The sequence below is a fragment of the Lacinutrix sp. 5H-3-7-4 genome (genome assembly GCF_000211855.2).
Classification (GTDB): domain Bacteria; phylum Bacteroidota; class Bacteroidia; order Flavobacteriales; family Flavobacteriaceae; genus Lacinutrix.
The window spans coordinates 2516144-2541375 of sequence record NC_015638.1 but is presented as its reverse complement, the minus strand read 5'-3'; the positions used below and the strand labels follow the sequence as shown (position 1 = coordinate 2541375).

The following is a 25232-nucleotide window of genomic DNA, read 5'->3' as shown; positions in this document are numbered from 1 at the left end:
TAATACATTACTATGCTATAAAATTAATAATTTAATTGACTATTTTTATTTTATACGGGAATATATTTAAAGATTTTTTCTCTAAAAGCAATAATAAATTACTGTTTAAAGATTCCCATTCTTTGTTGTCTACACTTACATTATTATTTGCGTATAATTCTATTTCAATACATTGGGTAATACCTTTATGTAAATCGATATTGCTTGTGTAGCTTTTATTTATATTTATTTTTTCAATTTTATTGCCATATAATTCGTAACAAACTGCTTTAATATCTTCTTTAGTTACAATTCTATCTCTTGATAGTAATGAGCGTCTATATGAGTTTAAACGCTCGTCCATATCTAAATTATTTTTCCCATCAAATGTTGTGGTTAATAGGTAGCTTCCTTTTTGTTTTATACCTATTGCTTTATAGACTTCTATATCGCTACCAGACTTAATATTATTAGCTTCTTCTCCATTTGTGGTCCAATACTCAACAAGTAAATTTTCTTTTTTATTATAAGGTTCTAGAGTAATGTAATTGGTTTCTATTAAATTATCATTTGCTGAAGCTACTTTTTTTTCTAATAAAGAAATTAATTGATTAAGGTTTTTTAAATTTCCATGTAAAAAATCGTTATTTAAAAATGCAAACGATGCGCTTTCGTCTTTTAACAACTCTATTAAATGTGTTAAATATTCTTTTGCACTTCTTTGGTCTAGTTTACCAACATTATTTCCTCTTACCGTATAATTACCTTTGCCTGTTCCTAACACATCTTTTACCTTTGGCAAATACACTTCGCCACTTGTATTAACTATAGATTTTACATCTAAAAAGAAGTCTTCTGTTTTAATTGGCAAAATGTTTATATAGTTTCTTATTTGGTATGTAAATGCATTTATTTCGCTATTTAAAACTGGAAATGCATTTAAAGAGCTATATACTTTTTTTAATATCGCATTACTAATAACTCTTGGAAATTCTACTTTTATCCAAATGATATCTTCATCGACTTCAAGACCATTTTCTGCAATAAATGCTTCTAATTCTTCATGCTTTGATGTTGTTATTTGTGTATTCTCTTTAACGCTTACAAAATGTTTTTTATAAAAATTTAAAGCTTGTGCATTAATATTTTGTATGTTTTTTGAAACATCTTTAAATATAGATTTTAAATTTACTTCACTTAATTTATCACTATTATAAAAACCGTCTGTTGTATTTAAGTTTTTATTTGCAACAGACCATTTTGCATGTTTTAAATAATGGTAAAATAAATTACTGTTTTCAATATCATCTAATTCAAAATAAAATGATATATCGTTTAAGTTTAAAATATCTATGTCTTTTTTTACACCTAAATATAATGTTGATCCAGGTAAAACGGTTTTACTTATTTTAGGTGTTATTTCCTGTTTTTGCTTTTTACCTTCTAACAGTAAGCAAGTGTCTCCAGCTGCCACATACTTTACATTTGCGTTTACTAATTTAAAGTTTTGAATTGGTGTAAAGAATATATTTTTTAATCGCTGTGAAGCTTTTTTATCGGCTGTTTTTTTCTTGTAATAAAACTGAAATTCAGGTTTTATGGTAGTATAATTATCTAAAGTATTTGCATGTAAAATAGCATGTGCTGGTTTAGAACCAATAACTGTTTCTGGAGTCATTAGTTGTACTAATTTCTCTGTTACGCGATTTTGTGATGCATTTAAATCTGCCTCAATTTTTAAAATTTCTGAAGCACAAGCAGATATTAATAAAGATACAACAGGATCAAAAGAAGTTTCTATTTCATTTTCTGCAACTCCCCAAATAGAAGCTGCTTTTTTTACCATACGGTTTTTTATATGTTCAAAAGATTCTGTCTTCATAAAATATATTATTGGTAAGATAATGGACCTATGTAAAAGTACTCAACATATTTAAAAGTCTCGTTGGTTTTTTTAACTTTTGCCCTAATTACCAGATCTACTCTTTTTTTTATTCTATTTAATGTGTTATTATCTAAAATTTCTTCTTGCTTAATTTTAGCCTCTACAATAACATTAACTAATCTTTTTTCGTGTTCTTTTATAGCCTCTTCTAGAGACTGCTTAATTATAGATTTTAATTTATTAGAACTCTTTAAATTATCGAAATCTAATTCCCAAATAGAGCTTCCAAAAGTTTCATCAAAACTACATTCTCCAAAATGAGATGTATTTATTAAGTGAATATAATGTGCTATCGATTGTTTAATATCACAAGTATCGTGCTCTTTTTTAGTAAAAAAATTAGCTGGTTTTAGAGGTAATTCGTAATAGTTTTTAATCATAACTTTTATAAAAACATAAATTACGTTATATTTTTTTTGATTTAAAAATTCTAATCGATGATTATAAATATAATCGTATTAATTAACATCTTATAGATTAAAACAATTTATTAACTGTTTATTTGCTACAATTATTTATATTTATTTCTTGAAAAAGTTAACATCAATAAAAAATAAACATTAAAATAAAAATCCCTCAAAGAGATGATTAAAAAAATTTTACCAATATTAATATTTGCTTTTTTTTCACAAACCTACGCCCAAAATTATTTTCAAGGTATTGTTACAGAAGAAGATACTTCTGCACCTGTAAGTGATGCCATAGTAACTGTAGAAGGTACTGCTATTTCTCAATACACTGGTGCTAATGGCGAATTTAACTTTACTGAAAAAATCCCAAATGGAGAACACGTTGTTACTATTACAAAAGAAAACTACGTTAATAAATACTTTTTAATAGAAGCTATAGATGGTAAGAATATAACCATGAATGATATTAAAATTGAAGTTGATAAAAAAGAAAGAAAAAGAAGAGAAAAAGTTTTAAGAGCTAAACTTAAAGAAGAAAGAAAGTTGCTTAAAGAAAGAGAAAAACTTTTAGAACAAGCACAAAAAGATAAAGAAAGAGAAGAAAAAGAACTAGAAAAAAGAAAAAGAAAATTACTTAAAGAAAGAGAACGTAATAAAGATGACGTGGATGACCAGGATAATGATGCCGTTACTTATAGCGATATAGAGCCTATTAACTCTAGTAATATTTCAGATTTACAAGTTAAATATGGCGCTTTATTAGATGTTACACCAGAAACTATAACTAACACAAAACTTTTTGAATTTATTCAAGAATGGGAAGGCACAACATATTTAATGGGTGGCGCTACAAAAGAAGGTATAGATTGCTCATCTTTTACACAAAGATTATACACTACCGTATACGATAGATATATTGAGCGTACTGCCGAAGAGCAATTTAGATCTAAATTAACCGATAAGTTTTTAGGTAAAGAGTTTTTAGTAGAAGGTGATTTACTATTTTTTAATAAAAATGGAGATAGCGAAAAATTAATAACACATGTAGGTATTTATTTAAATAATAACCGTTTTGTACATGCAACATCTTATACTAAAGACACAGGAAGTAAAGGTGTAAAAATAAGTAACCTTGATACAAATTACTGGACTAGAAAATTTGTTGCTGCTGGAAGAAGAAAAAAAAGTTCAGATTAGATGACTAGCGCACAACTTGAACAAATATTTGAAGAGCTTGTACAAGTTTATGACAATGTAAAAGCCGAAGTTATTGTAGCAGAGCTGCAAAAAACAACAAATATTAGCCAAGAGGATATAATTATAAATAACCAAAGCACCTTTAGAAGATCGCATAGACGTGATATTATAAATATTGGCTCTATAGATGATAATATTCTAAACTTAAATTTAAGTAGAAATGGTTTATACGACCATTTACCAGAAGGTTTATTTCATGCTAAGGACACAACAAAAGGTAGAGTATCATTTCCAGATTTAAGAAAATCTTACAAAAAGGAAGAAAAAGAAGCCAGACACTTTTTCTCTCCTTTAGAAAATGAATTTTTTAATCAGAAACTTGAGATTGAAAATAATGAGCGTGATTTATTTAATAATTTTTTAAATCTTGATGATAAATTTTTAATAGACTTTTGGAAAATTGACGATACAATACCTAAAAAATATTTATCTAAACTTATAAAATTACTTCCATTTGCTTACAAAATTGCAGGCGATTTAGAGCTTACAAAAAAGTGCCTAGAAGAAATTTTAGATAAAAATGTTAAAATCACAAAAAAATATAGTCCAAATCCTGTCGAGCTACGTAACTTAAATAAGGACGATAATTGTTTAGGAACAAGTTTTACACTTTCTAAAAAAACAGATTACATTTCGCAACCTTATTATAATGTAGAAATTGGACCAATTGACGAAGAAAATGTAGAAGACTATATTAAAGAAGATGGCGTATTAAAATTTGTAAACGTTTTTTACGATTATTTTTTTCCAATAGAAGTGCAAATTAAAACGAAACTTAACGTTAGTTATAAAAATGGATTTCTATTGCGTAAAGATTATGAACCCATTATAGGTTTAACAACCGTTATTTAATTTGGGTTATTATTAAAAAAATAAACTATTAATAAATAAAAAACCAAATTACTATGTCATTTAAAACCAGATTAAATGTTGGTGGAAAAGAGTACAACGTTTTAAGTTGTGATTACAAACTTCACCAAGAAACAGATCCAACAGGAAGACCATCTTCTATAACTAGAGGTGGACAAATTAAAATTTCGGTTGAATCTACTTCAGACACTTCTTTATCAGACTGGATGTTCAATAATTTTGAACGTAAAGATGGTTCTCTAACATTCTTTAAAAGAGATACAGACGCCAAAGCAAAAGAATTAAACTTTACAGAAGCTTACATGATTGAATACACAGAAGTTTTCGACCATAAAGGCGATGACCCAATGACAGAAACTATAGTTATATCTGCAAAATCCATAAGTATTGGTAATGGTGAGCATGTTAACGAATGGGTTTAATAATAAGACCTCAATTATATTAAATTTAAATAAAGGAGTTATAAAACTCCTTTATTTTTATTGTGTTACAAATTCATGTTAAAAATCTAAATAATTATGTTTTTTGTTCAAAAATCACACCCTAATACTACTCTAATAGAACAAGCATAGCGCAAACATACTATAGGTTTTTAGTGAATTAGTATTCTTTTTTTTTTTATTAGAATACAATAAAAAGCAGCTCTACCAGTGCTTTTTTTAAAAGCTAAAAAATTAAACTATGGCTATTTTATCTACTACAAATATTAATATTAACGGTAATAAACTTCCTTACTATAACAGTTGTAATTTAGAGCAGGAAATTGGTAAACATCATACAATGCATTTGCATTGTTTAATAGAAACAATTGAAACATTTTGTGCAGATAATAATATAGAAATAGACGATTTATTAGGCGCACCAATTACCATAGAAACCAGTTCTTTTGCTAAAATGGACTTTTTAGGAGCCTTAAAATTTAAAGGCTTAATTACAGCTATAAATTTCCAAAAAGGTTTATATAATAATGAGGGCGATTATATAGAGTTTAATATACAAAGTCCAACAATCCTGTCAGACGACGGTTCGCACTATACCTCTTATAGCGAGATGAGTTTTGTAGAAATTATTAAAAAAAATTTTAATGACTACGATGCTTCAAAACTTTCTGTAAACACAAAAAATGCTACTTTAAACTCACCACTACTCTACACTGTTCAGTCTAACGAAAGTTGTTTTGAATTTGCACAACGTTTAGCTGCTAAATATGGCGAATGGATGTTTTTTAATGGCGAAGAACTTGTTTTTGGTTTACCGTCCAGCAATAAAGAAATAGAGCTTAAGTTTGGTAGAGACTTAAATAGTTTTACAACTCAATTAGCACCAAAACCACAAAATTTTAATTATTTTTCTAGTAATTATATAGAGAATATTACACACGAAAAAAAGTCTGCTAAAAATGGATCAACTAATAATGGCTATTTTAATGTAGTTAATAGAAACTCTAAAGATCTTTTTTCAAAAAAAACAACTATTTGGGCTAACATTCAAAATGATACAACAAGCAAAACCCAATTAGACTCTGCTGTAGAAAAACATCAAAAAGCTATAGAAAGTAATCAAATAAAAATATATGCCTCTTGTGATAATCCTGGTATAAAACTAACATCTGTAGTTAAAATTCTGAATAATTTATATCGAGTAGTCAAAGTTACACACGATTATAAAAGCAATGGAGAATATAATAATACGTTTGAAGCCGTCTCAATAAATGTAGAAGCATACCCATATACTAACATAACTGCAATAGCTAAAAGTCCCTCACAAATGGCTACTGTTATAGATAATGTAGATCCAGAAAATTTAGGCCGAATTAAAGTGCAGTTTCCATGGCAAAAAGAAAACGGACTAACAACGCCTTGGATTCGTATAGTAAGTCCGCATGCAGGAAAAGATAAAGGGTTTCATTTTATACCAGAAAAAGACGAAGAAGTTTTAATTGGTTTTGAAGGTGATTATGCCGAAAAACCTTATGTACTTGGCAGCTTGTATCACAGTCAAGCAAAGCCAGATAGCTGGAAAACAAATTCTAATAATATAAAAGCTATTAGAACACGATCTGGACATACCATTGAACTAAACGATACAGGTGGTACAGAAAGTATTACAATTACAGACATAAACAAAAACCTAATTAATATTGATACTGCTAATAACAATATTACAATTACAGCTTTAGAAAACATGACATTAAACTCTAAAAATATGCAAATAAACGTGCAGGAAAACTTAGATTTAAATGTTGGTAACACTAAAACAGAGATTATACAAAAAGATAAAACCGAAAAGATTACAGGCAATCACAATATAAACTCTAACAATAGTACAGAGCAAGTAGCAAACAATAAAACCTTAACGGCAGGTTCAAATTACAACCAATCTTCAGCTAATGCTAAAATGTTAGCCACAAAAGGAGATTTAACCATACATGCAAGTGGTGTTTCTACTTTTCAAGGCAGTGCAGATGTTAAAATAAGTAAAGGCTAAACGTATGCACAAAGTGTTAGCAAAAAATACTTTATATAACCTTTCGGTTTCTAAAATGGAGCAGCAATACCACCAAAGTATTATTGCTACAACAACATTAAATGGAAATACCGAAAAACAAAAATTAAACAGAATTATTGATTACAAAAGCCAATCTCATATAAAAAACACATACGATATTAGCTTTAAAATAAAAGAAAACAAATTACAATTAGCTACAAAATATAAAAAACAAGAAGGTTTAACTAAGCAAATTGCTAAAGTTATAGATACTATAGATTTAGAAGTAAGTAATGTAAATAAACCTTTAAAAATAAAAAATCATAATCAAGTTATTTCAAAATGGCAAACGCTTGAAACAAAATTAAATAAACACTATAAAGGTAAACATGCCGAAACCTATTTTTTTGGTTTAAATAAAAGATTCAATAATCAAGAGAGCTTATTAAACAACTTATTACAACTTAGAAATTTTGGTGCGTTCTTTATGCTTCCGTTTAATTTATATCATTTAAATCGTATTTATAAAAACAAGCGTACTATAGATAACATGGTTGCAAAATTACCTTTGTGTATTGATGAAGAATTCACATTAACTCAAAGCAGTAACACACAGGCAACTTTTGAAATTACAGGTACTTTACATGAAAATCAAAAATATCCTCGAAAATTAAAAAACCATTTTAGTAGACAAAATATTTCAAAAGAAAATACACTTAAACTAAAAGAATATTTAGGTTATATCACCTTAGATAAAACAAATGGACTATTAGAAGAATTTCAATTAAATATCACTATTAGTTGTGGAGAAAACTTTAGAAAAAGTATACAATATAACACTGTAAACAAACAACAAATATGAGCGCAAAAAAATATGTTTGTAACAATGCTGTGATAGTTTGTCCGCTTTGTACTAAACCCGAGGGAAAACTTATAGTAAATTCTAATGTCGTAAAATTACAAGACAAAACTTGGGCTACAGTAAAAGATGGTAAAAAACCAAACCTTCAATTTACAGGTAATTGTAAAAAAAGTGATAAATCTTCTGTGCCTTGTGCATCTTTAATAGCTCCAGACCAATGGAAAAATACTGGAGATATTTTAATACAAAATAATAAAGCACTTTTAGACTGTTCTACTATAAAATGTAATTATGGAGGCGCAACAATATCCATTAAAGATGATTTGCAAGTTACCGAGTTACCACCAATGGAAAATCTAGACGTAGATAGTGTAACTCCAGATGAGCAAATTTCAAAATCTATAGTTTCAACCGAATTATCTAAATAAATTATGATATTAGACTTTGAACAAGATAAAGCATACGTAACATTTGTACCCGAAGAAGGTATAGAAGCACAAGAATACTTTATAAAAGTTTTTGCTACAAATGCTGTAGATGGTGGAAGCCCAACCTTAGTCTATACTTCAAAAACATACGGCATAAAACAAGATGACAACAAATGGTTTATAGTTATAGATTATAGTTTTTATAGTAAAGCCGCTAAAAAAATAGGAGCCTCAGGTAAACCACTGCCTAATATTATTGACTTCTCTTTTAAAGTTGTAATTGATGAAGAAGAAAATGAAGTTGCAAGTACCTTTTCTATTCATTTTGTAAGGTATATTCCAAAACTACTTACAACTTTAGGTTTTACAAATGCTGAAAAATTGCAACGTATATGGTTTACTAAAGGAAATAATATAGATAAAGATACTGTAGACCCAATCATTGATGCTGTTAGTTTTGATTGGGCAATAGCCGAATCTTCTCAAGTAAATACAGAATACAGACAATTTTTAATAGAAACTGGAACAAAACTTAATAATAATTATCACCTTTTGGGTAATAAAATTAGAGACAGCTTAAAATCTGAAATCGAAAAAATGATAAATGAAGGTATCGTTAATCTTCCTACAGAAAACAATAACCAACCATTTGGTGTTACCAATGCTCAAATTATTACGTATAGAGGAGAAAAAATTCCAGAATACGAAAAATATTATTTTGAAAGTAAACCATTTAGTGGTTTTTTTGATTTAGGTATTCACTTTGCTTTTGATGGTTTAGACGATTTTATTGCCTCTTTAGCAAATTTTAATTACCACTTATTTGCTACAGGTGAACTAGAATACAATACCAGTTGGTTAGGAGATACGATAGATATTAACGTAAAACAATTTGGAGTTTACATAAAAGATAGTTTCGATTTTATAGACGATAATCCAGCCGAAGCTTCACAGCCTTTAGGATATTGGAAAATAAATGATGACAAAACTATAGAAGTAGAACGTGAAACCAATGAAACCAGTGAATATTTTGAAGTAACTAATAAAAGCTATAGAGAGTATAGAGATGCACATGGAATGGGTTATAATTATCACCTTTATTCAACAGTAAAACTGTCTTCAACAAATTATAAAGTAAAATTAAAAGACGCTTAAATGAAATCTAAAATGACATATATAATTCTACCAACCCTTTTAATAATTGGAATTTTAGCCTACTTTTTATTAAAACCTAAATACCAGTTCTCAAAAACTATTACGAGTCCAAATAACGAGTATTTTTTAGATGTTTATGTGCAAAGCGATTTTAAGCACTCAGGATTTTCAAATCAAAACAACTTTAAAAAAGCTTACGTAGTATTAAAAAACAATAAAAAAGAAGTTATAGCCAAACCAAGTATTATATCTCCATGTCGATTTGTAATTGGAGATTTAAAAGTATTCTGGGAGCTAGAAAATGACAAAGTCTTTTTTACAAAATTTAATAGCATTAATTTAAAAAGTAAAACCTACAGTTGCCAATAATTAATTAAATAAAATAGAGATGATATTTTTAGTAGTTTTAGCAATAGTCGCAGTCGCCGTAGTAGCATATACAGTGGCTTCGTCACCATTATCACCAACTCCACCGGCATCAACTCCTACTGCACCAACTTCTGCTCCTTCTACTCCTACACAAGCTCCTAGCACACAACCTGTAGAAACTACACCAATACCTCAAGACGATGTTATGGAAGGTGCAACTGGAGAAGGCACTGCTGAGCCAACAACACCCGAAACTCCAACTCCAGAAAACTATTCTAGCCCAGCAAATAACGCTATAGAAGACGGTATTCATGATGCTTATTTTGCAAAAGAAGAATATGTTAAGTCTAACGATAGCGCTGGAAATGGAGAATATACTTTTAAAAACGACAACGCAATAACCGATCAAAATAGAGCCAATATAGCTTCAATAATAGTAACTAATATAAATCCTACATTAGAAAATGATAAAAAATATGCTAAAGAAGAAAGTATAATATCTATTCTAACAAACGATTCATATAGTAAAGATGAAGTAATAACTTTCGAGCTACATAAACTAAAAAAAGATTACGTGAAAATTGAATTTTCAGGTTTATCCTCAGAAGTTTTTGTTATAGCAAAATCTTTTAATTTGTTAGGCAAAGAAGCAACAATTACCATACATGAAAAAGAAGAATTATTGGTTGAAAAAGACGCTCCATTAAATGTAATTGAAGCAAAAGAAAATAATGATGATGCTCAAGAATTCACAGAGCTTAAAACCACATTCAATGATGATGGTTTTGCAGCAATAAAAATAAAACTAAGACCAAAACAAAACGAAGATTTGGAAACTTGGGAAGAAAAATTAAAAGGAGGCGTACAAGATGGCACACATTCCTATACAGCAACAAATGAGTTTACTGTGGAAAGCGAAGCAGAAAAAACCACTATTGCTAGCACTATAGAAACTAGAAGCAATACTGCTTTAGCACCAAACCACATTGTAAAAAAAGATGACATTATTGCACTTTTAACCGTAGGCTCATCATACGCTGTTTTAGAGAATATACCTAAATACAAAAAAGGAGCACAAACAGAATATTTGTATTTAAAAGTATCTTGCGATGGTGATGAAGAATGCCATCAAGAAGAGTTTTTAAACGAAGACGATAACTCTTATTTTGAAATAGAAAATTGTGCAATTCTAGTTTGGGGAAATAAATTTAGTTGCGAAGAACGTAAAAAAGTAGTTTCAATGGCTGAAAATCTAGAATTAGGAGACGATAGCGCTATGGGAGCAAATTGGTTAATGGCTGTAATGGCATTAGAAACTGGCGGAACTTTTGATCCTTCTATAACTAACAGTTTAGGTTATACTGGTTTAATACAATTTGGAGATGCAGCAGCCTCAGATTTAGGGACTACAACTACAAGCCTAAGAGAAATGACTGTTTTACAACAATTAGAATATGTAGAAAGTTATTTTTTAAGATATAAGTCTAGATTAACAACACTTACAGATGTATATTTATCTGTATTATATCCAGCAGCTTCTGGCAATGGTACAAACCCTAATTATATTGTGTTTGATGCTGCTTCAACTAGTAATTATAATCGAAGTGCTTATAGGCAAAATCCTGCCTTTTTTCATGAAGATACAGATAGTGCAACAAATACAACAGGTAAAACCTATATTTGGGAAATTGAGAGAGAAATAAATGAGTGGTATGAAGATGGGAAAACACATAAAAATGATTGCGATTGCGATAAATCTTGGGTAGACCCATTAAGCACTATGGATCTTAGAGGCTGGTATTCTGCAACAAGATGGGCACCAACAAGCAGCGATTATGGATATGTTCGTAATAATAATACAAAATTGCATGATGGCTTAGACCTTTATGCTCCAGTTGGCACAGACACCTTTGCCTGTTTAGACGGTGAGGTTTCCCTAAAATATACCTCAAGTAGTTATGGTAATTGTTTAAATATTAAAGCAGATTATAATGGAACAACTTACTATTTCTTTTACGCGCATTTATCATCAGTATCTGTAAATGAAGGAGATCTTGTTAAAGCTGGAGATGTAATTGGGCAAACCGGACAAACTGGTAATGCAAGTAATCAAATTGCAAAAATGGCACACTTACATTTTGAATTAAGAACAAGTAATTCTAAAACAGGTGGGAGAATAGACCCATATACCATCACAGAGCTAAGTTCGAGTATTAATAAAACACCTAGTCAAACAAGTCAAACCGGATAAATAATATGTTAATTAAAAAAATTATAGTGCTTATATTAATTCTTGTAGCTTTTAGTTGTAAGAATGAAACTAAAAATTTATCAAAAAATAATATTGAAGTAGATACTAACGCCTCTATTTCAAATCCTATTGCTGCTAAAGACACTTTAAGGTTAAAGCAAATTGAACATAGTTTAATAAAAAACAATTCAAGTTCACTCCCATTCTATTACAATTTAAAATTTGAAGATATTAAAATAGAGTTTTTTGCTATAGATTTAAATATCTATTCAATAGTCTCTAAAAACAAAGAAGTCTTAAAAAACACTTTTTTTACAAATCATCAAATAGATTTTTTTAATGTTAACCAGATTCAAGTATTTAAGTTGAATAATGAAAATTATAAAATTATACTACCTTCAATAAGTGATGAAACTGAAATAATAAATACAATTTCAATAGTAAATAAAAAAGTGAATATTAGTGAGTATAAAACAACTTCGACTGATGATTATTATAATTTTATAGATAAAAACAAAAGTTATAATAAGCAACTATTAAAAATTGATCAAGATTATTTTGTGGCTTTAGAAGGAAAAAATTATTTAATTCTTAATGATGAATATAAAACACCAGTTGACAACGAAGATATTGCAAAAGAAATACTTAAAATAGAGAAAAGTTTTAATCTTAAAACTATTTCAAATACTAATGCTTTATGGAAAGGAATATACTCCTTTAGTATCGAAAATATTGCAAAAATGGACGAAGTACATTCTATTTTTTTTAATATAAAAGTTGAAGATAATATAGTTTTAACTACCACTTTAGACAATAACCAACCTATATTTAATCACGGCCAAATTTTAAAAACAGGAAAGGACAGTTTAATATTTAACTTGGAAAGTAAAAAAAACAAATACTATATAACCAAAGACAAAAAAAATAATTTTTATATCTCAGGTCACGATATTTATATGTTAAATCCACCAAACGATAAATATCTAATTAAAAGAAAAGAACTTTAAATAGAGGTTTTAAAGATTTGATAATATTATTATGAATCAACACTTTAAATTACACATATTAATTCTAGTATTATTTTTTACAGGATGTAAAAACAAGACTAATACTGAAACCTCTAGTTTAAAAACTACTGAAGCAATTTTGGTGTCAAAAATTATAGAAACAAAAAAAATAAATGCTAACAATGATAATTCATGGCACTTTTTTTCTGTTTACCCAATAGGAAGCCAAAAGGATGATAACATAAAAACTGTAGAAAATATTTATCGAGAACTATCTTTCAAAATAGTAAATAATACAATTACTATTAATAATCTTGGTAAAGAAGAACTTTATATTAATAAGATTCCATCAAATAAGTTTTTTAAACAGCAATATTTTAAAAATTATTATCAAGCTATTTTCAAAGAAAAATTAAACACTCCTTTTCCAGATAGTATTCTTGCCATCACAAATAAAAACGCTCACATAAAAACTTCTATTTAAAAACCTTTATTTAATAAAGCTATTATTGCCAATAATTATTTTATTATAGAACAAAAAGCTTCTCTTATTTTGTTTAAAAATAAAGTATTAAAACAAAAAGAAGAAACAACTAAAACTGTAGCTACTAAACAAAATAATCTATTTAATAAAACACTTGTAGGACTAACGGCTTCAGAAAACAGTTATTTTATAGATGATATTTCGCAATGCATGTGTAATGCGCCTTCATTTTATATAGATAGCAAAACAAACACCTTCTATGTTTATAATTACTGTAGCGAAAACAATAATCCTTCTAACATCGAAAATGTTTATAAGTATACTATCAAAAATATTGAAGCAATTGAAAACCAAACCCAATTAATTTTAGAAAATCAATTAAATCAAAAAAAGCTAATACTAGCTTTCAATTTAATAGATAAAGATTTATTTATATATAAATTTAGTATAACAGGTAATTTCCCTAAAAAATTTATTGGCCAACGTATAAATAAATATTTCACTTTAGATAAGTCTAATTTTAAGATTGCAGATTGTAAAGATTTTGAAGGTTAAAACTAGTTTAAAAAAAAATATTTCACCAAATGTATTACTATACTTGATGATGTAGCAAGTTTGAATTATAAAGTTAAAAAAAACACAAAAACTTAATATAAATAACAAGTACCAATTCACATTTTTTTTTAACTTTAGTCTGTATTTCAATTATTTGTAAATAAAACATTAACATAAAAAAAAATTAAATTTTAAAAATCCAAAACGTAAAATTGAACGTATTTAATATATAAACCAAATAAAACAAGTTTACGCTAACCACAATATTGCTCTAAACCATCTTTTTTCTAAACCTATAAGTTTGTTCCTGTAAGTTTATTTCTGGTCAAGTCAATTTTTTAGCATTCTAGTTTTTGTATCTATATTATTATAGTGAATAAAAACCTGTTTTAAATAAAAAACAAAATAAAAAGTTAACCTTTCAATTTTGTTAATATTAAATACAAAACGGTCATTTATTAAATTTTTATAAAATATGAAGAATGAATACAGTAACTAACATAATGAACGGAAACATGTTTAAAGTAAGTTTAGGCTTATTTTTTATCAGCTCTATTATTATGGGCTTAATGAAAAAAATAAGAACCGTATTTGCAAAAAACAAAAAAGCAGGAATTCTTTATTTACTTTTTATAATTGTAACTTTTGCTTTAACAGGTTTACTTAGTTCTAGTTTTGTTTTAAACGATACACCGTTAAATAGTTTTATTGGTATTCAAATTATATTTTTAATATTAGGTATTTTACATATATATGTAATAGATAAATTCTTTCCAGACCTAACTAAAGACAAATCAGGTATTTTTCACGAACTTTTATTTACTATAATAGTTTTATGCTTAGGTTTAATTGTCTATTTAAATGTTGTAAACCGTTTTAGACCTTCATTTAGTTTCACATTTCTTGGAGCAAGTATTGTGTTTTTAATTCCATTTTTATTCAATAAACTATACAAATTCGCATATAATATTCCTGTTTCAGTATATAACAAATGGATATACCCTTTAGATAACAGTATAAAAGAGCCTACAAAAAACGAGCTTACCAATCCTGCTGTTATTAGTTTCGAATTTCAAAAAAACAACGACGATAAAGACATTACAAACTTTAGAATTAAAGCACCAGAAAATATGGATTTTGGTAAACTATTCTACTTCTTTATAAACGATTATAATGAGCGTCATCCAGAAAGTAAAATAGAATATTTAAATCCTGCAACAATGCAACCTCAACAGTGGATCTTTTTTTTCAAACCAAATTGGTTAGGTAATTTAAAACATATAGATTACAATAAAACTGTAAGCCACAATAATGTAAAAGAAAATGATGTAATTGTTTGCCAAAGAGTAAACGACTAAAAAAAGGCACCAAATTTAAGACAAATAAAACCCAATAGTTTAAAAGCAATAAAGCGTTACATGTTAACCTTTAATTTTATATAACATTAAAAAGTAAATTAAGTCAAATCTTTAATTTTTTAAAATCGAAAATTAATCAAATCTCAATTATTATGTCATTTAAAGCAAAATTAACTGTAGGAGGAAAAGAGTACAACGTATTAAACTGCCGCTACAAATTACATCAAGAAGTTGATGCAACAGGACGTCCATCATCAATCACAAGAGGCGGACAATTTGAAGTTACTGTAGAGTCTACTGCAGACACTACATTATCAGATTGGATGTTTAACAACTTTGAGCGTAAAGATGGTACTATCACATTCTTAAAAAGAGATACAGACGCTAAAGCCAAAGAATTAGAATTTAAAGAAGGTTATGCTGTACAATATTCTGAAGAATTTGATCATAAAGGAGACAACCCAATGGCTGAAACTATTGTAATCTCTGCTAAAACCTTAAAAATGGGTAACGGCGAGCACGTTAACGAATGGGTTTAATTTTTTAAACCTTTTTATAATATATAATATATCTAAGGAGTGTATAACCAATCACTCCTTAGATTATTACTTCTCTATTAATTAAAGTTAACTCTATATAATCATGTCTTTTTTAGCAAAATTAACCATAGATGATCAAGAATTTAATGTCTTATCATTTTCTTTTGATGTTAACCAACAAGTTAACCATGGCTCTGCAAGACCTACAGGTTTAGCAATAATAAATCATATTCACATATCTATAGAATCTGCAGAAAATTCTGGTTTTTTTGGCTGGAGTGTTAATAGTTACGAGCAAAAAGATGGTGAAATTGTGTTTTATAAAAGAGACGCTATGGCAAGCTCCAGAACCTTAAAGTTTACTGGTGCTTTTTGTGTTAATTATAATGAAGTATTTCAAAGTAACAGTGCAAACCCAATGATTACTAATTTAGTTCTAACTGTAGAAACATTAGAATTAGACGATACTTTATATATAAACCCATCTATAAAAAATTTATAATAAATTAAAATTATCTAGTCATGGCAATTTTATCTACAACTTATATTCACATAAACGGAAATCAACTTCCATACTATAATAGTTGTAGTTTACATCAGGAAATTGGCGGTCATCACATATTAAATTTAACCTGCCTGCAAGAAACTATCGATTTTTTTTGCAACAACAACAATATAGAAATTCACGATTTATTAGCTGCTATAATTACTGTAGAAACTAAATCTTTTGCAGATATAGATTTTCACGGTACACTAAAATTTAAAGGTATAATTACAAGCTTAAACCATAACAAAGGCTTATATGGAACAGATGGTAACTTAGTTGCCATTGAAGCAAAAAGTACAACCATAATATCAGACGATGGTCCACACCATACCTCTTTTAATGATATGAGTTTTGTAGATATTATAGAAGATAATTTTAGTAGTTACGACACCTCAAAATTAAAAATAAATACAAAAAATTCTAAACTAACAGAACCTTTAATATATACCGTACAATACAATGAAAGTTGTTTTGCTTTTGCACAACGTATGGCAGCTAGAAATGGTGAATGGATGTATTATAATGGTGAAGAATTAGTTTTTGGAATAGATACCAATACCGAAGAAACAGAACTTAAACTAGGAAGAGACTTACAAGACTATAGTACCTCTTTAAAACCTGTAGCACAAAATTTTAAATATTTTACCAACGATTATATTGCTAACGATATTCATGAAGCAGAATCCTCTGCTACAACTAGCGCTAGCGAAGGTCATTTTACTGTGGTTAACGACAGTTCTAAAGATATTTATACAAAACCAACTAGAATTTGGCTAAACATATCAGACGATTCAAAATCAAAAAGCCGTTTAGATAAATATGCCGATTTACAACAACAATCTTTACAGAGCAATCAAGTAGTAGTATCAGGAACATCAGACAATCCTGGTGTTATGCTCGCATCAACAATAAAAATATCAGAAAGCACATATAGGGTTACCAAAGTAATACACTCCTACTCTAGCAATGGAGAATACGAAAATTATTTTGAAGCCGCATCTACAAACGTAGATGTATACCCAAAAACAAAAATTAACGCGTTCCCAATGGCACACAGCCAAACCGCAAAGGTTATAGAAAATCATGATCCAGAAGGCATGGGACGCGTAAAAGTTCAATTTCCATGGCAAAAACCAGACGGTTTAACAACACCATGGATTAGAAGTATTTCACCAAGCGCATCACAAGGTCAAGGATTTTTCTTTATACCAGAAGTAGATGACGAAGTCCTTGTAGACTTTGAAGGTGGTAATGCCGAAGCGCCTTTTGTAATGGGTGGCGTTTATAACTCACAATCTATTCCGCCAGACGGCAGCGCTAATGAAAATAACCACATTAAAATGCTTAAAACAAGAAGTGGTTCATTTTTTAAATTAAACGATGAAGATGGTAGTATTACCATACAAGATAAAGCAGGTAGTTCTATAGTTTTAGATGGTAGTGGGAATATTCAAATAACTGCCGTTAGCAATGTATCTGTAACAGGACCAGAATCTGTTTCTACAAGTGCAGATGCAGTATCTACAGATGCTGGCACTTCTATATCACAAACTAGCGGTAAAACTTACTCTGTTTCTAGTGGAGAAGAAGCCAGTATAATAGCAGGAAAAAAAGTGGCTGTTAATGGTGCAACTCAAGTTACTGTAGACTCTACAGATGTTGCTATAACAGGAACAGCTAAAGCAACAGTAAGTTCGTCTGGTACTACGGCAGTAGAAGGTACTATTATTAAACTTAACTAGCATGAGCCAAAACAATCCTATACAAGATCGTGTGGACCAAATGCTCCTAAAATGGACATTAGCAATTAACACGCCTAATGTTAAGATTGTTAGAATTCTTGCCGAAAATGATGATAAGCAAATGCTTGAAGCTTATTATCAATATATGTTGGCTATAGATACCAACCAACAAGACTTTGTACTTATTTTAAGCGCTCCTTTTTCAACTCAAAAAGAATATGCCGTAACATTATTACAAGAACTTGAAGAAGAAATAAATAATTGGAACAATGCTAAAATTCCTGAAAGCATAAAATTTCAAACCATAACTTGGAAAGCAGACTATAGTCTAGAAAATGTAGATAATCCAGCGCATTTATTAATTGAAAACTTAAATAGTTTTGCTAATTATCTTCAACCAGAGAAAAAAATAAAAGTTAGTATTGTTTTAAATATTAACGAAATTTCAAAAAAAGATGCCATAAATTGGTTCACAAATGTATTGAATACCAATATGGAACCGCATTTAATATTTGCTATTAACGATACTACACAATATCCTATATATAACGATTTAGCAAAAGCATACCCAAAAGCTGTTTATACTATTGTACCAGAATTTAATATGGATGCTGCTGTAGAGCAAATGTCTGCTTTAGGAGATCCAACAGCTACCGAGACTCCATATAGAGCAAATCTTGCCAAATTAATAAATGGTGTAAAAGCAAGAGACCAAAAAAAAGTACAATACGCTGCAAAAGCGTGTTTAGATATTGCCGTAAAAGCACTTAAAAAAGATGCCAATTGGCTCATGCAAATAGTAACAGTATATACTATTTTATATAACGACCAGTTAGGCTATAAAAATTACGACGACGCTATCTATTTTGCAGATAAAGCGGTAGAAACAGCTGTAAAATCTAAAGGTTTAATAAAACCAGAAATGGCGTATAGACTTGTGGGACAAACACACTTAGGTAGAGGTGCGCTATACCAATTAAAAAAACAAAAAAATAACGCATTAAACGACTATGAAGAAGCTGCAAAAGCTTACGCAATAGCTAAAGACTATTTAATGCAATGCGAATCGTTAAGATTAGCAGGTTACATGGCTAATAAAATGAGTTTAAAAAACGAAGCCACACAATACCATTTGCAAGCTTATAATTTAAAAGAAGCTTTAGGTACAGATTTAGTAAAATCATCAACCTATCCATTAATAGTATTACAATTACTAAAAGATTATAATAGAAACTCATTTTTAAGCGATGCGCAAATGGATACGGATATGAAACCCATTTTTGGAGAACAATGGAAAGAGCACATCGAAAAATCTGGAAAACTAACTAAAAAAATAAAACAATAATATGGAACAAATTACAGAGATAATGACATCTAATCCGCAATACGGCTACTTATTAGGCGCAGGTGTTTTTTTGTTTATTATTATAGGTTTAATATTAGATTGGGATTGGGTTGTAGAACCTGGTGGTGGCTATTTTAATATCGCCTATTTTATTAATGCATTTGGTAGAAAAACTGTACGAATTGTTTACGGCCTCATTATGCTTATTGGTATTATAATATGCTTATTTGGTTATTTTACTTATAACCCAGAATTATATAATTAGCACCTAATTTATTAGCTAAAGTGGAAGACTTTTTTAGCAACATACCTATAAAAAAAATCTTAGCTAGTATTTTTATAATAGCTCTAGTATTTAATGCTTTTATTAAAGAACGATTTTTGTTAGATAAAGCCGATAAAAAATCTTTACAAAACTTAAGTAATTTAACCAATAACAAACTGTCCGGCAGATTAGTAATGGCAATTATTTATTTTACAATTGCACTAATTGCTGTAGGAATAGGACTTATAATTTATAGAAATTAATCGTTAAATAACAAATAATATCACTTATCCATGCCAACAGATAAATCATATTTTGATAATGTAAGCGAGCAAATAAGTCTTACTACTGGAGAGGAAATTGATGGCTTTAAACAAGGCGATCAAGAACGTGATGCTATTTCTCAAAACGAAAACCTTAGTGATGGTACAGCTAATACTGCACAAGCATTAAACGCTGTAGATACAGGTATACAAACTTTTAGTACGCTTACTGGTACGGTAGACAATATTGCACAATCCGTATTATTGCCAGCAATGGCTGCCTTAGGCATGAAAGGTATTGCTAGTTTTCCTATTACCAAACAAATGGATCCTGTTGTAGGTATAGACGTGCATACGGTAATGATACCGCCTGCTCCTGCTCCAATACCAATGCCTCATCCTTATATTGGTATGTTATTTAAGGCTGAAGATTTTATTGCTGCGGCACTTGCTTCTTTTATTGCGCCACCGCCACCAGCACCTGCTGGACCAGCAGAAGGCGAAATGGCTACAGAAGCGCAACAACAAGCCGCAAACGACCATAAAATGGCCGAGTTAACAAACACCGGTTTTAGCATGGTTGTAGGTATGCTTGGTGCTACAGTAAAAATTGGTGGTTTTATTCCGCGTACTGTAGCTGGTACACCAACCAAAAGTATTCCGCATTTTCCTATGGGTGCATCGTTTGCGCCTTTACCGCCAACTAATACAGGACACGCAATGCTTGGTAGTTTATTTGCTTTGGCAGATGACGATCCTATTGCTGGTGGAGGAATGCACTTACACTTAAGTTGCCAATCGCCTCCTTTTGGTATGCCGTCTGTTCATGCCACAAGAAAAAGTAAAAACACGTCTGGCGGCGCAAAAGAAAAAATGACTTTGTACTTGCCTACAAGTATGGTAATGCCTATTCCTATGGCACAATCCATTGTAACAAGTCCTGTTCCTGCGCCTTTTAATCCTATGGCTTTAGCCGCAAAAGCCGTTAAAGGTGCTTTTGGTAGGCATTTTAATAAATTAGCTGCTAAAGTTGGTCATGGTGCTATTAATAAAACTTTAGGCAATAGTAAATTAGCAAATAAACTACATAAAAAACTATGTACTAAAACGGGTCACCCAGTAGATGTAGCCTCTGGAATGTTTTTTACAGACGAAGAAGATTTCTACCTTCCTGGACCAATTCCATTATCTTGGGAACGTTCTTGGTATGCCGAAAGCGATTACAAAGGTCCACTAGGAAACGGTTGGCATCACAGTTACGATATTGCTATTGTAGAAGACCAAGCCGAAAACAACGTCTCGCTAAGAATGCCAGATGGTAGACCATTAGCTTTTAGAAAACCTACAACAGCTACACCAACCTTTAGAAAAGGTGAACAAATGGAGCTTCGTGTAAACGATAGTGGTGAATACCATGTTTGGGATATAAACGAAGACCTTTACTATTATTTTACAACCGAAAAATTTAATGGCGTACAAAAATTACGCAGTGTAGTAAATGCTAATAGTTTTAGCATACAGTTTAACTACAATACGCAAGGCCATTTAACTCAAATTACAGATAGTGCGCATCGTGTACTTAAAGTAACAAACGATGCTGTAGGACGTATAACTCAAATAAACGCACCACACCCAGAATTTCCTGGACAAACATTTACTATAGCAACATACATTTACGATGCTAAAGGTAATATGCTTGAACAAAAAAATGCCGTTGGAGATAGCATGCTTTTTGAATATGAAGGCTATCTTATGGTTAAAGAAACCTGGAGAAATGGTTTAAACTGGTTTTTTAGATACGACGGAAAGGACATTGGTTCGCGTTGTATTCATACTTGGGGAGATAATAATATTTACAATCACAAACTAGAATTTTTTAACGGTTTAACTAAAGTTGAAAACAGCCTTGGGCACATAACAGAGTATTACCATAAAGGAGGCTTAGTTTACAAAAAAGTAGAACCTAATGGAGCCATTAACCAATGGTTGTACGACGAGAATAACCAACTTACCTCCTACACAGATCCTTTAGGACATAAAGAATTATATACCTACGATAACTTTGGAAATGTAATTTTAAGCATCGATCCTGCTGGAGCCATTGTAGAAACCGAATACAGTTTAGAACCAAACCAACAACATTTACCTGTAAAAGTAAAAGATGCCAATGGTGGTATTTATAAATGGGACTACGATGATCATGGTAATGTAATTAAACGTACCAATCCATTAGGTGCAAGCAGTACAATGGAGTACGACAATGGATTACTACAGACTATTACAGATGCTTTAGGCAATACCACAAACTTACAATACGACTCTAAATACAATATTAAAGAAATAAGAGACAGTTTAGGCAATACATCACTTTACAAATACGATGTTTTAGGAAACTGTACCAAAATTACAAACCCAAAAGGAGCCATACAAACCAAAGGTTTCGATTTATTAAACCGTATTAAAGAAGTCTCTAATTTCGATGGTAATAATATCCATTTAGAATACGATGGTATAGACAACCTATTAAAATACCAAGACACACACCAAGAAGTAAATTACAGCTATTCTGGTATGTGGAAAATGACCAGACGTAGCGATGCTCGTGGTACAACTTATTATTATTACGATACTGAGGAGCAGCTTACCAAAATTATAAACGAAAAAGGTAATCCATACACCTTTACCTTAGACAGTGTTGGTAATATTACCAAAGAGCAAAGTTTTGACGAAGCTACAAAACACTTTAAACGCGATCTTGCAGGTCGCGTATTACAACTTACAAAAGCCAGTGGTAAAAAAGTAAAATACACTTACGATGCTGCTAGTAGAATTACCGAAATAGATTATGGTAACAACAATACGCAAGCCTTTAATTACAATCCAGCAGGACAATTATTAAATGCCATAAATAACGATGCCGAAGTTGTTTTTACACGCAACACACTTGGCTTAATAACCAACGAGCAGGTTGGCGAACACAGCATAACAAACCAATACAACCAATTAGGCGTTCGTACACAGTTACAAAGTAGCTTAGAGGCACATATTAATTACGAGCACGACAACTTTGGTAATCTAGCCAATTTAACAGCAAATCAAGACACCAATAACTGGCAAACACAATACAAACACGATAGCTTAGGTTTTGAGGTGGAACGAATAATGCCAGGAAAACTAGAACAACATTTTAGTTACGATAACATTGGTAGGCTAACCACACAACAAACATTAGCCAAAAAGCAACAAAAACACAAACGTCGCTATACTTGGGGAATTAACGACCGCTTACAAAAAACCGACGATAGTAAACAAGGCATAACAAAATACGGCTACTCACCTACTGGACATTTAGAGTTAGCCCATTTTCAAGATGGAACAGAACAAGTACGCGACCAAGATAATGTAGGTAACCTATTTGAAACCACAAACCATAACGATAGAGAATACAGCAAAGGCGGAAGATTAGAAAAAAAAGGAAGCTGGAACTATAAATACGATGCAGACGGTTTTTTAACCGAAAAATATAAAACCACAGGACGTTTATTTAAAACCAAAAAAGACCATTGGCAATATGTATGGAATGCAGCTGGTATGCTACAAACCGTAATACGTCCAGATAAAGAACAAGTACATTTTACGTACGATGCTTTAGGCAGACGTTTAAGCAAAACCTTTAAAAGCACAACAACAAAATGGCTTTGGGATGGTAACGTACCATTACACGAATGGAAAGAAAACCAAAACGGAGATATTTTAAGCAACAGCACAGTTGGCGATAATGGCATTGTAACTTGGGTTTTTGAAGAAAACAGTTTTATACCAACGGCAAAGCTAAAAAATAATAAGAAATTTAGTATTTTAGCAGACCATTTGGGTACGCCAACAAGCATGCATAATGCAGAAGGCGAACAAGTTTGGGAACGTTCTTTAGATACCTTTGGTAAAGTAATTACTGGAGATAATAATAGTTGTCCTTTTATGTATCAAGGACAGTATTATGATCAAGAAATTGAACTAGCTTATAATAGATTTAGATATTATGATCCTGAAGATGGTAGGTATATTTCTGTGGATCCTATTGGACTGCTCTCGGGAGAATATGGTTTATACAATTATGTAGAAGATTCCAATACTTATATTGACCCATTTGGATTAGCAAAGACTTATGTTAAAAAAAATGAAGTTTTACCATATAATGATTTCAAAAACAAATCAAAAGTTGGTGATAATTTAGAAGGTCACGAAGTTTTACAAAATGCAATTCTTAAACAGAAAGGTTTAACAAAAAAGAGATTAGATACAGATGCTTCAAAAAAGAATCCTGTTATTGCTCTTGAAAGAGGAACTCATAAAAAAGTAAATAAAGCCCAAATCGAACAAGGAACAAAAGATATGAGTGTAAAAAACAGTATAGATGCAAACTCACAAATCTTATCAGATAACGGTATACCACAAGTAACTGTAGATAAAATAAAAACAGATGCAATACAGCATGCTAAAGACTTAAACATTTATTAAAATATTATGGATAAAATAATTAATAAACTAAGAAATTATATAACTTCATTTGATTTAGATAAATTAGATGAAGATATAGAAGTTATTGAAGAAAATGGTAATATAAATGAGCATAAAGTTGTGATTATGGATATTTTATTTTCAATATTGGAAAACAATCCAGATAAAGATTTTGGTATGCCTGGGTCCATTGTTCATTTTTTAGAAGGTTTTTATAAAAAAGGATATGAAGAAAAATTAATCGAATCCTTAAATAGAAAACCAACTAGTCATACAGTTTGGATGTTGAATAGAATTATGAATGATTCTGAAGGTGATATATTTATGAAATATGAAAAAATTATGAATTCTTTTTTAGAACGTAAAGATGTAGATGAAGATTTAAAATTAGAAATTAAGGATTTCTTAAGTAATCAATAATGTTTTATATTTCTCTAGCGCTCGTTTGTAACGAGTGCCGTACCGAGTAAGTTCTACAAAAGCATTAAAAATAAAAGCTATCTATTCATTTAGGTAGCTTTTTGTATTTTTAAGGTATGCGTAGACTCCTGAACAGATTGTTGCAAGAAGATTAGTGGTAAAAAAAATAAGCCAAA

General features: G+C 30.0%; 22 protein-coding genes. 20 read left to right on the top strand and 2 right to left on the bottom strand.

Translation table 11 applies throughout. The features are described 5' to 3' along the window. Positions 1–31: 31 nt before the first annotated feature. Positions 32–1861 carry a type VI secretion system baseplate subunit TssF gene (locus LACAL_RS11425; RefSeq protein ID WP_013870897.1) on the bottom strand — a complete coding sequence of 610 codons (1830 nt, stop codon included), beginning with the start codon at positions 1859–1861 and terminating at the stop codon, positions 32–34. 8 nt (positions 1862–1869) lie between these two features. Further along, positions 1870–2304, bottom strand: coding sequence for a GPW/gp25 family protein (locus LACAL_RS11420; RefSeq protein ID WP_013870896.1), 435 nt, complete (start codon positions 2302–2304; stop codon positions 1870–1872). Between the two features lie 204 nt (positions 2305–2508). Between LACAL_RS11420 and LACAL_RS15080 the strand changes: the two genes are divergently transcribed. The 20 genes from LACAL_RS15080 (at position 2509) to LACAL_RS11315 (ending at position 25056) form a co-directional block, all read left to right on the top strand. After that, the gene (locus LACAL_RS15080) at positions 2509–3531 is read left to right on the top strand and encodes an NlpC/P60 family protein (protein ID WP_013870895.1); all 1023 of its coding nucleotides are present in this window, start codon (positions 2509–2511) and stop codon (positions 3529–3531) included. Beyond that, complete coding sequence (locus LACAL_RS11410; protein ID WP_013870894.1) at positions 3532–4443, top strand: hypothetical protein; 912 nt, start codon at positions 3532–3534, stop codon at positions 4441–4443. Between the two features lie 53 nt (positions 4444–4496). Further along, on the top strand, positions 4497–4883 hold the full coding sequence (tssD, locus tag LACAL_RS11405; RefSeq protein ID WP_013870893.1) for a type VI secretion system tube protein TssD: 387 nt from the start codon (positions 4497–4499) through the stop codon (positions 4881–4883). A 259-nt stretch (positions 4884–5142) separates the two neighbouring features. Then, positions 5143–6948, top strand: coding sequence for a type VI secretion system Vgr family protein (locus LACAL_RS11400; protein WP_013870892.1), 1806 nt, complete (start codon positions 5143–5145; stop codon positions 6946–6948). Positions 6949–6952: 4 nt separating this feature from the next. Continuing rightward, positions 6953–7810: a hypothetical protein gene (locus LACAL_RS11395; RefSeq protein ID WP_013870891.1), complete on the top strand. Its 858-nt coding sequence runs from the start codon at positions 6953–6955 to the stop codon at positions 7808–7810. Next, positions 7807–8238, top strand: coding sequence for a DUF4280 domain-containing protein (locus tag LACAL_RS11390; protein ID WP_013870890.1), 432 nt, complete (start codon positions 7807–7809; stop codon positions 8236–8238). The genes LACAL_RS11395 and LACAL_RS11390 overlap by 4 nt, the downstream gene beginning before the upstream one ends. Before the next feature lie 3 nt (positions 8239–8241). Further along, positions 8242–9393 carry a DUF6402 family protein gene (locus LACAL_RS11385; protein WP_013870889.1) on the top strand — a complete coding sequence of 384 codons (1152 nt, stop codon included), beginning with the start codon at positions 8242–8244 and terminating at the stop codon, positions 9391–9393. Then, on the top strand, positions 9394–9762 hold the full coding sequence (locus LACAL_RS11380; RefSeq protein WP_013870888.1) for a hypothetical protein: 369 nt from the start codon (positions 9394–9396) through the stop codon (positions 9760–9762). A gap of 19 nt (positions 9763–9781) precedes the next feature. Then, on the top strand, positions 9782–12013 hold the full coding sequence (locus LACAL_RS15075) for a M23 family metallopeptidase (protein WP_013870887.1): 2232 nt from the start codon (positions 9782–9784) through the stop codon (positions 12011–12013). 5 nt (positions 12014–12018) lie between these two features. Continuing rightward, on the top strand, positions 12019–13020 hold the full coding sequence (locus LACAL_RS11370) for a hypothetical protein (RefSeq protein ID WP_013870886.1): 1002 nt from the start codon (positions 12019–12021) through the stop codon (positions 13018–13020). Positions 13021–13051: 31 nt separating this feature from the next. Then, positions 13052–13504 carry a hypothetical protein gene (locus tag LACAL_RS11365; RefSeq protein WP_013870885.1) on the top strand — a complete coding sequence of 151 codons (453 nt, stop codon included), beginning with the start codon at positions 13052–13054 and terminating at the stop codon, positions 13502–13504. A 69-nt stretch (positions 13505–13573) separates the two neighbouring features. Further along, complete coding sequence (locus tag LACAL_RS11360; RefSeq protein ID WP_013870884.1) at positions 13574–14059, top strand: hypothetical protein; 486 nt, start codon at positions 13574–13576, stop codon at positions 14057–14059. A 482-nt stretch (positions 14060–14541) separates the two neighbouring features. Further along, positions 14542–15417 carry a TssN family type VI secretion system protein gene (locus LACAL_RS11355; RefSeq protein WP_013870883.1) on the top strand — a complete coding sequence of 292 codons (876 nt, stop codon included), beginning with the start codon at positions 14542–14544 and terminating at the stop codon, positions 15415–15417. A 152-nt stretch (positions 15418–15569) separates the two neighbouring features. Next, positions 15570–15956, top strand: coding sequence for a type VI secretion system tube protein TssD (gene tssD, locus LACAL_RS11350; protein ID WP_013870882.1), 387 nt, complete (start codon positions 15570–15572; stop codon positions 15954–15956). 103 nt (positions 15957–16059) lie between these two features. Further along, positions 16060–16458, top strand: a complete 399-nt coding sequence (gene tssD / locus LACAL_RS11345) for a type VI secretion system tube protein TssD (protein WP_013870881.1) — start codon at positions 16060–16062, stop codon at positions 16456–16458. A 20-nt stretch (positions 16459–16478) separates the two neighbouring features. Continuing rightward, positions 16479–18245: a type VI secretion system Vgr family protein gene (locus LACAL_RS11340; protein WP_013870880.1), complete on the top strand. Its 1767-nt coding sequence runs from the start codon at positions 16479–16481 to the stop codon at positions 18243–18245. A gap of 1 nt (position 18246) precedes the next feature. Further along, on the top strand, positions 18247–19590 hold the full coding sequence (locus LACAL_RS11335) for a hypothetical protein (protein WP_013870879.1): 1344 nt from the start codon (positions 18247–18249) through the stop codon (positions 19588–19590). A 1-nt stretch (position 19591) separates the two neighbouring features. Further along, the gene (locus LACAL_RS11330) at positions 19592–19855 is read left to right on the top strand and encodes an immunity 17 family protein (protein WP_013870878.1); all 264 of its coding nucleotides are present in this window, start codon (positions 19592–19594) and stop codon (positions 19853–19855) included. 293 nt (positions 19856–20148) lie between these two features. After that, positions 20149–24636 carry a DUF6531 domain-containing protein gene (locus tag LACAL_RS11320; RefSeq protein ID WP_013870876.1) on the top strand — a complete coding sequence of 1496 codons (4488 nt, stop codon included), beginning with the start codon at positions 20149–20151 and terminating at the stop codon, positions 24634–24636. Between the two features lie 6 nt (positions 24637–24642). Further along, complete coding sequence (locus tag LACAL_RS11315) at positions 24643–25056, top strand: hypothetical protein (protein ID WP_013870875.1); 414 nt, start codon at positions 24643–24645, stop codon at positions 25054–25056. Positions 25057–25232 lie beyond the last annotated feature (176 nt).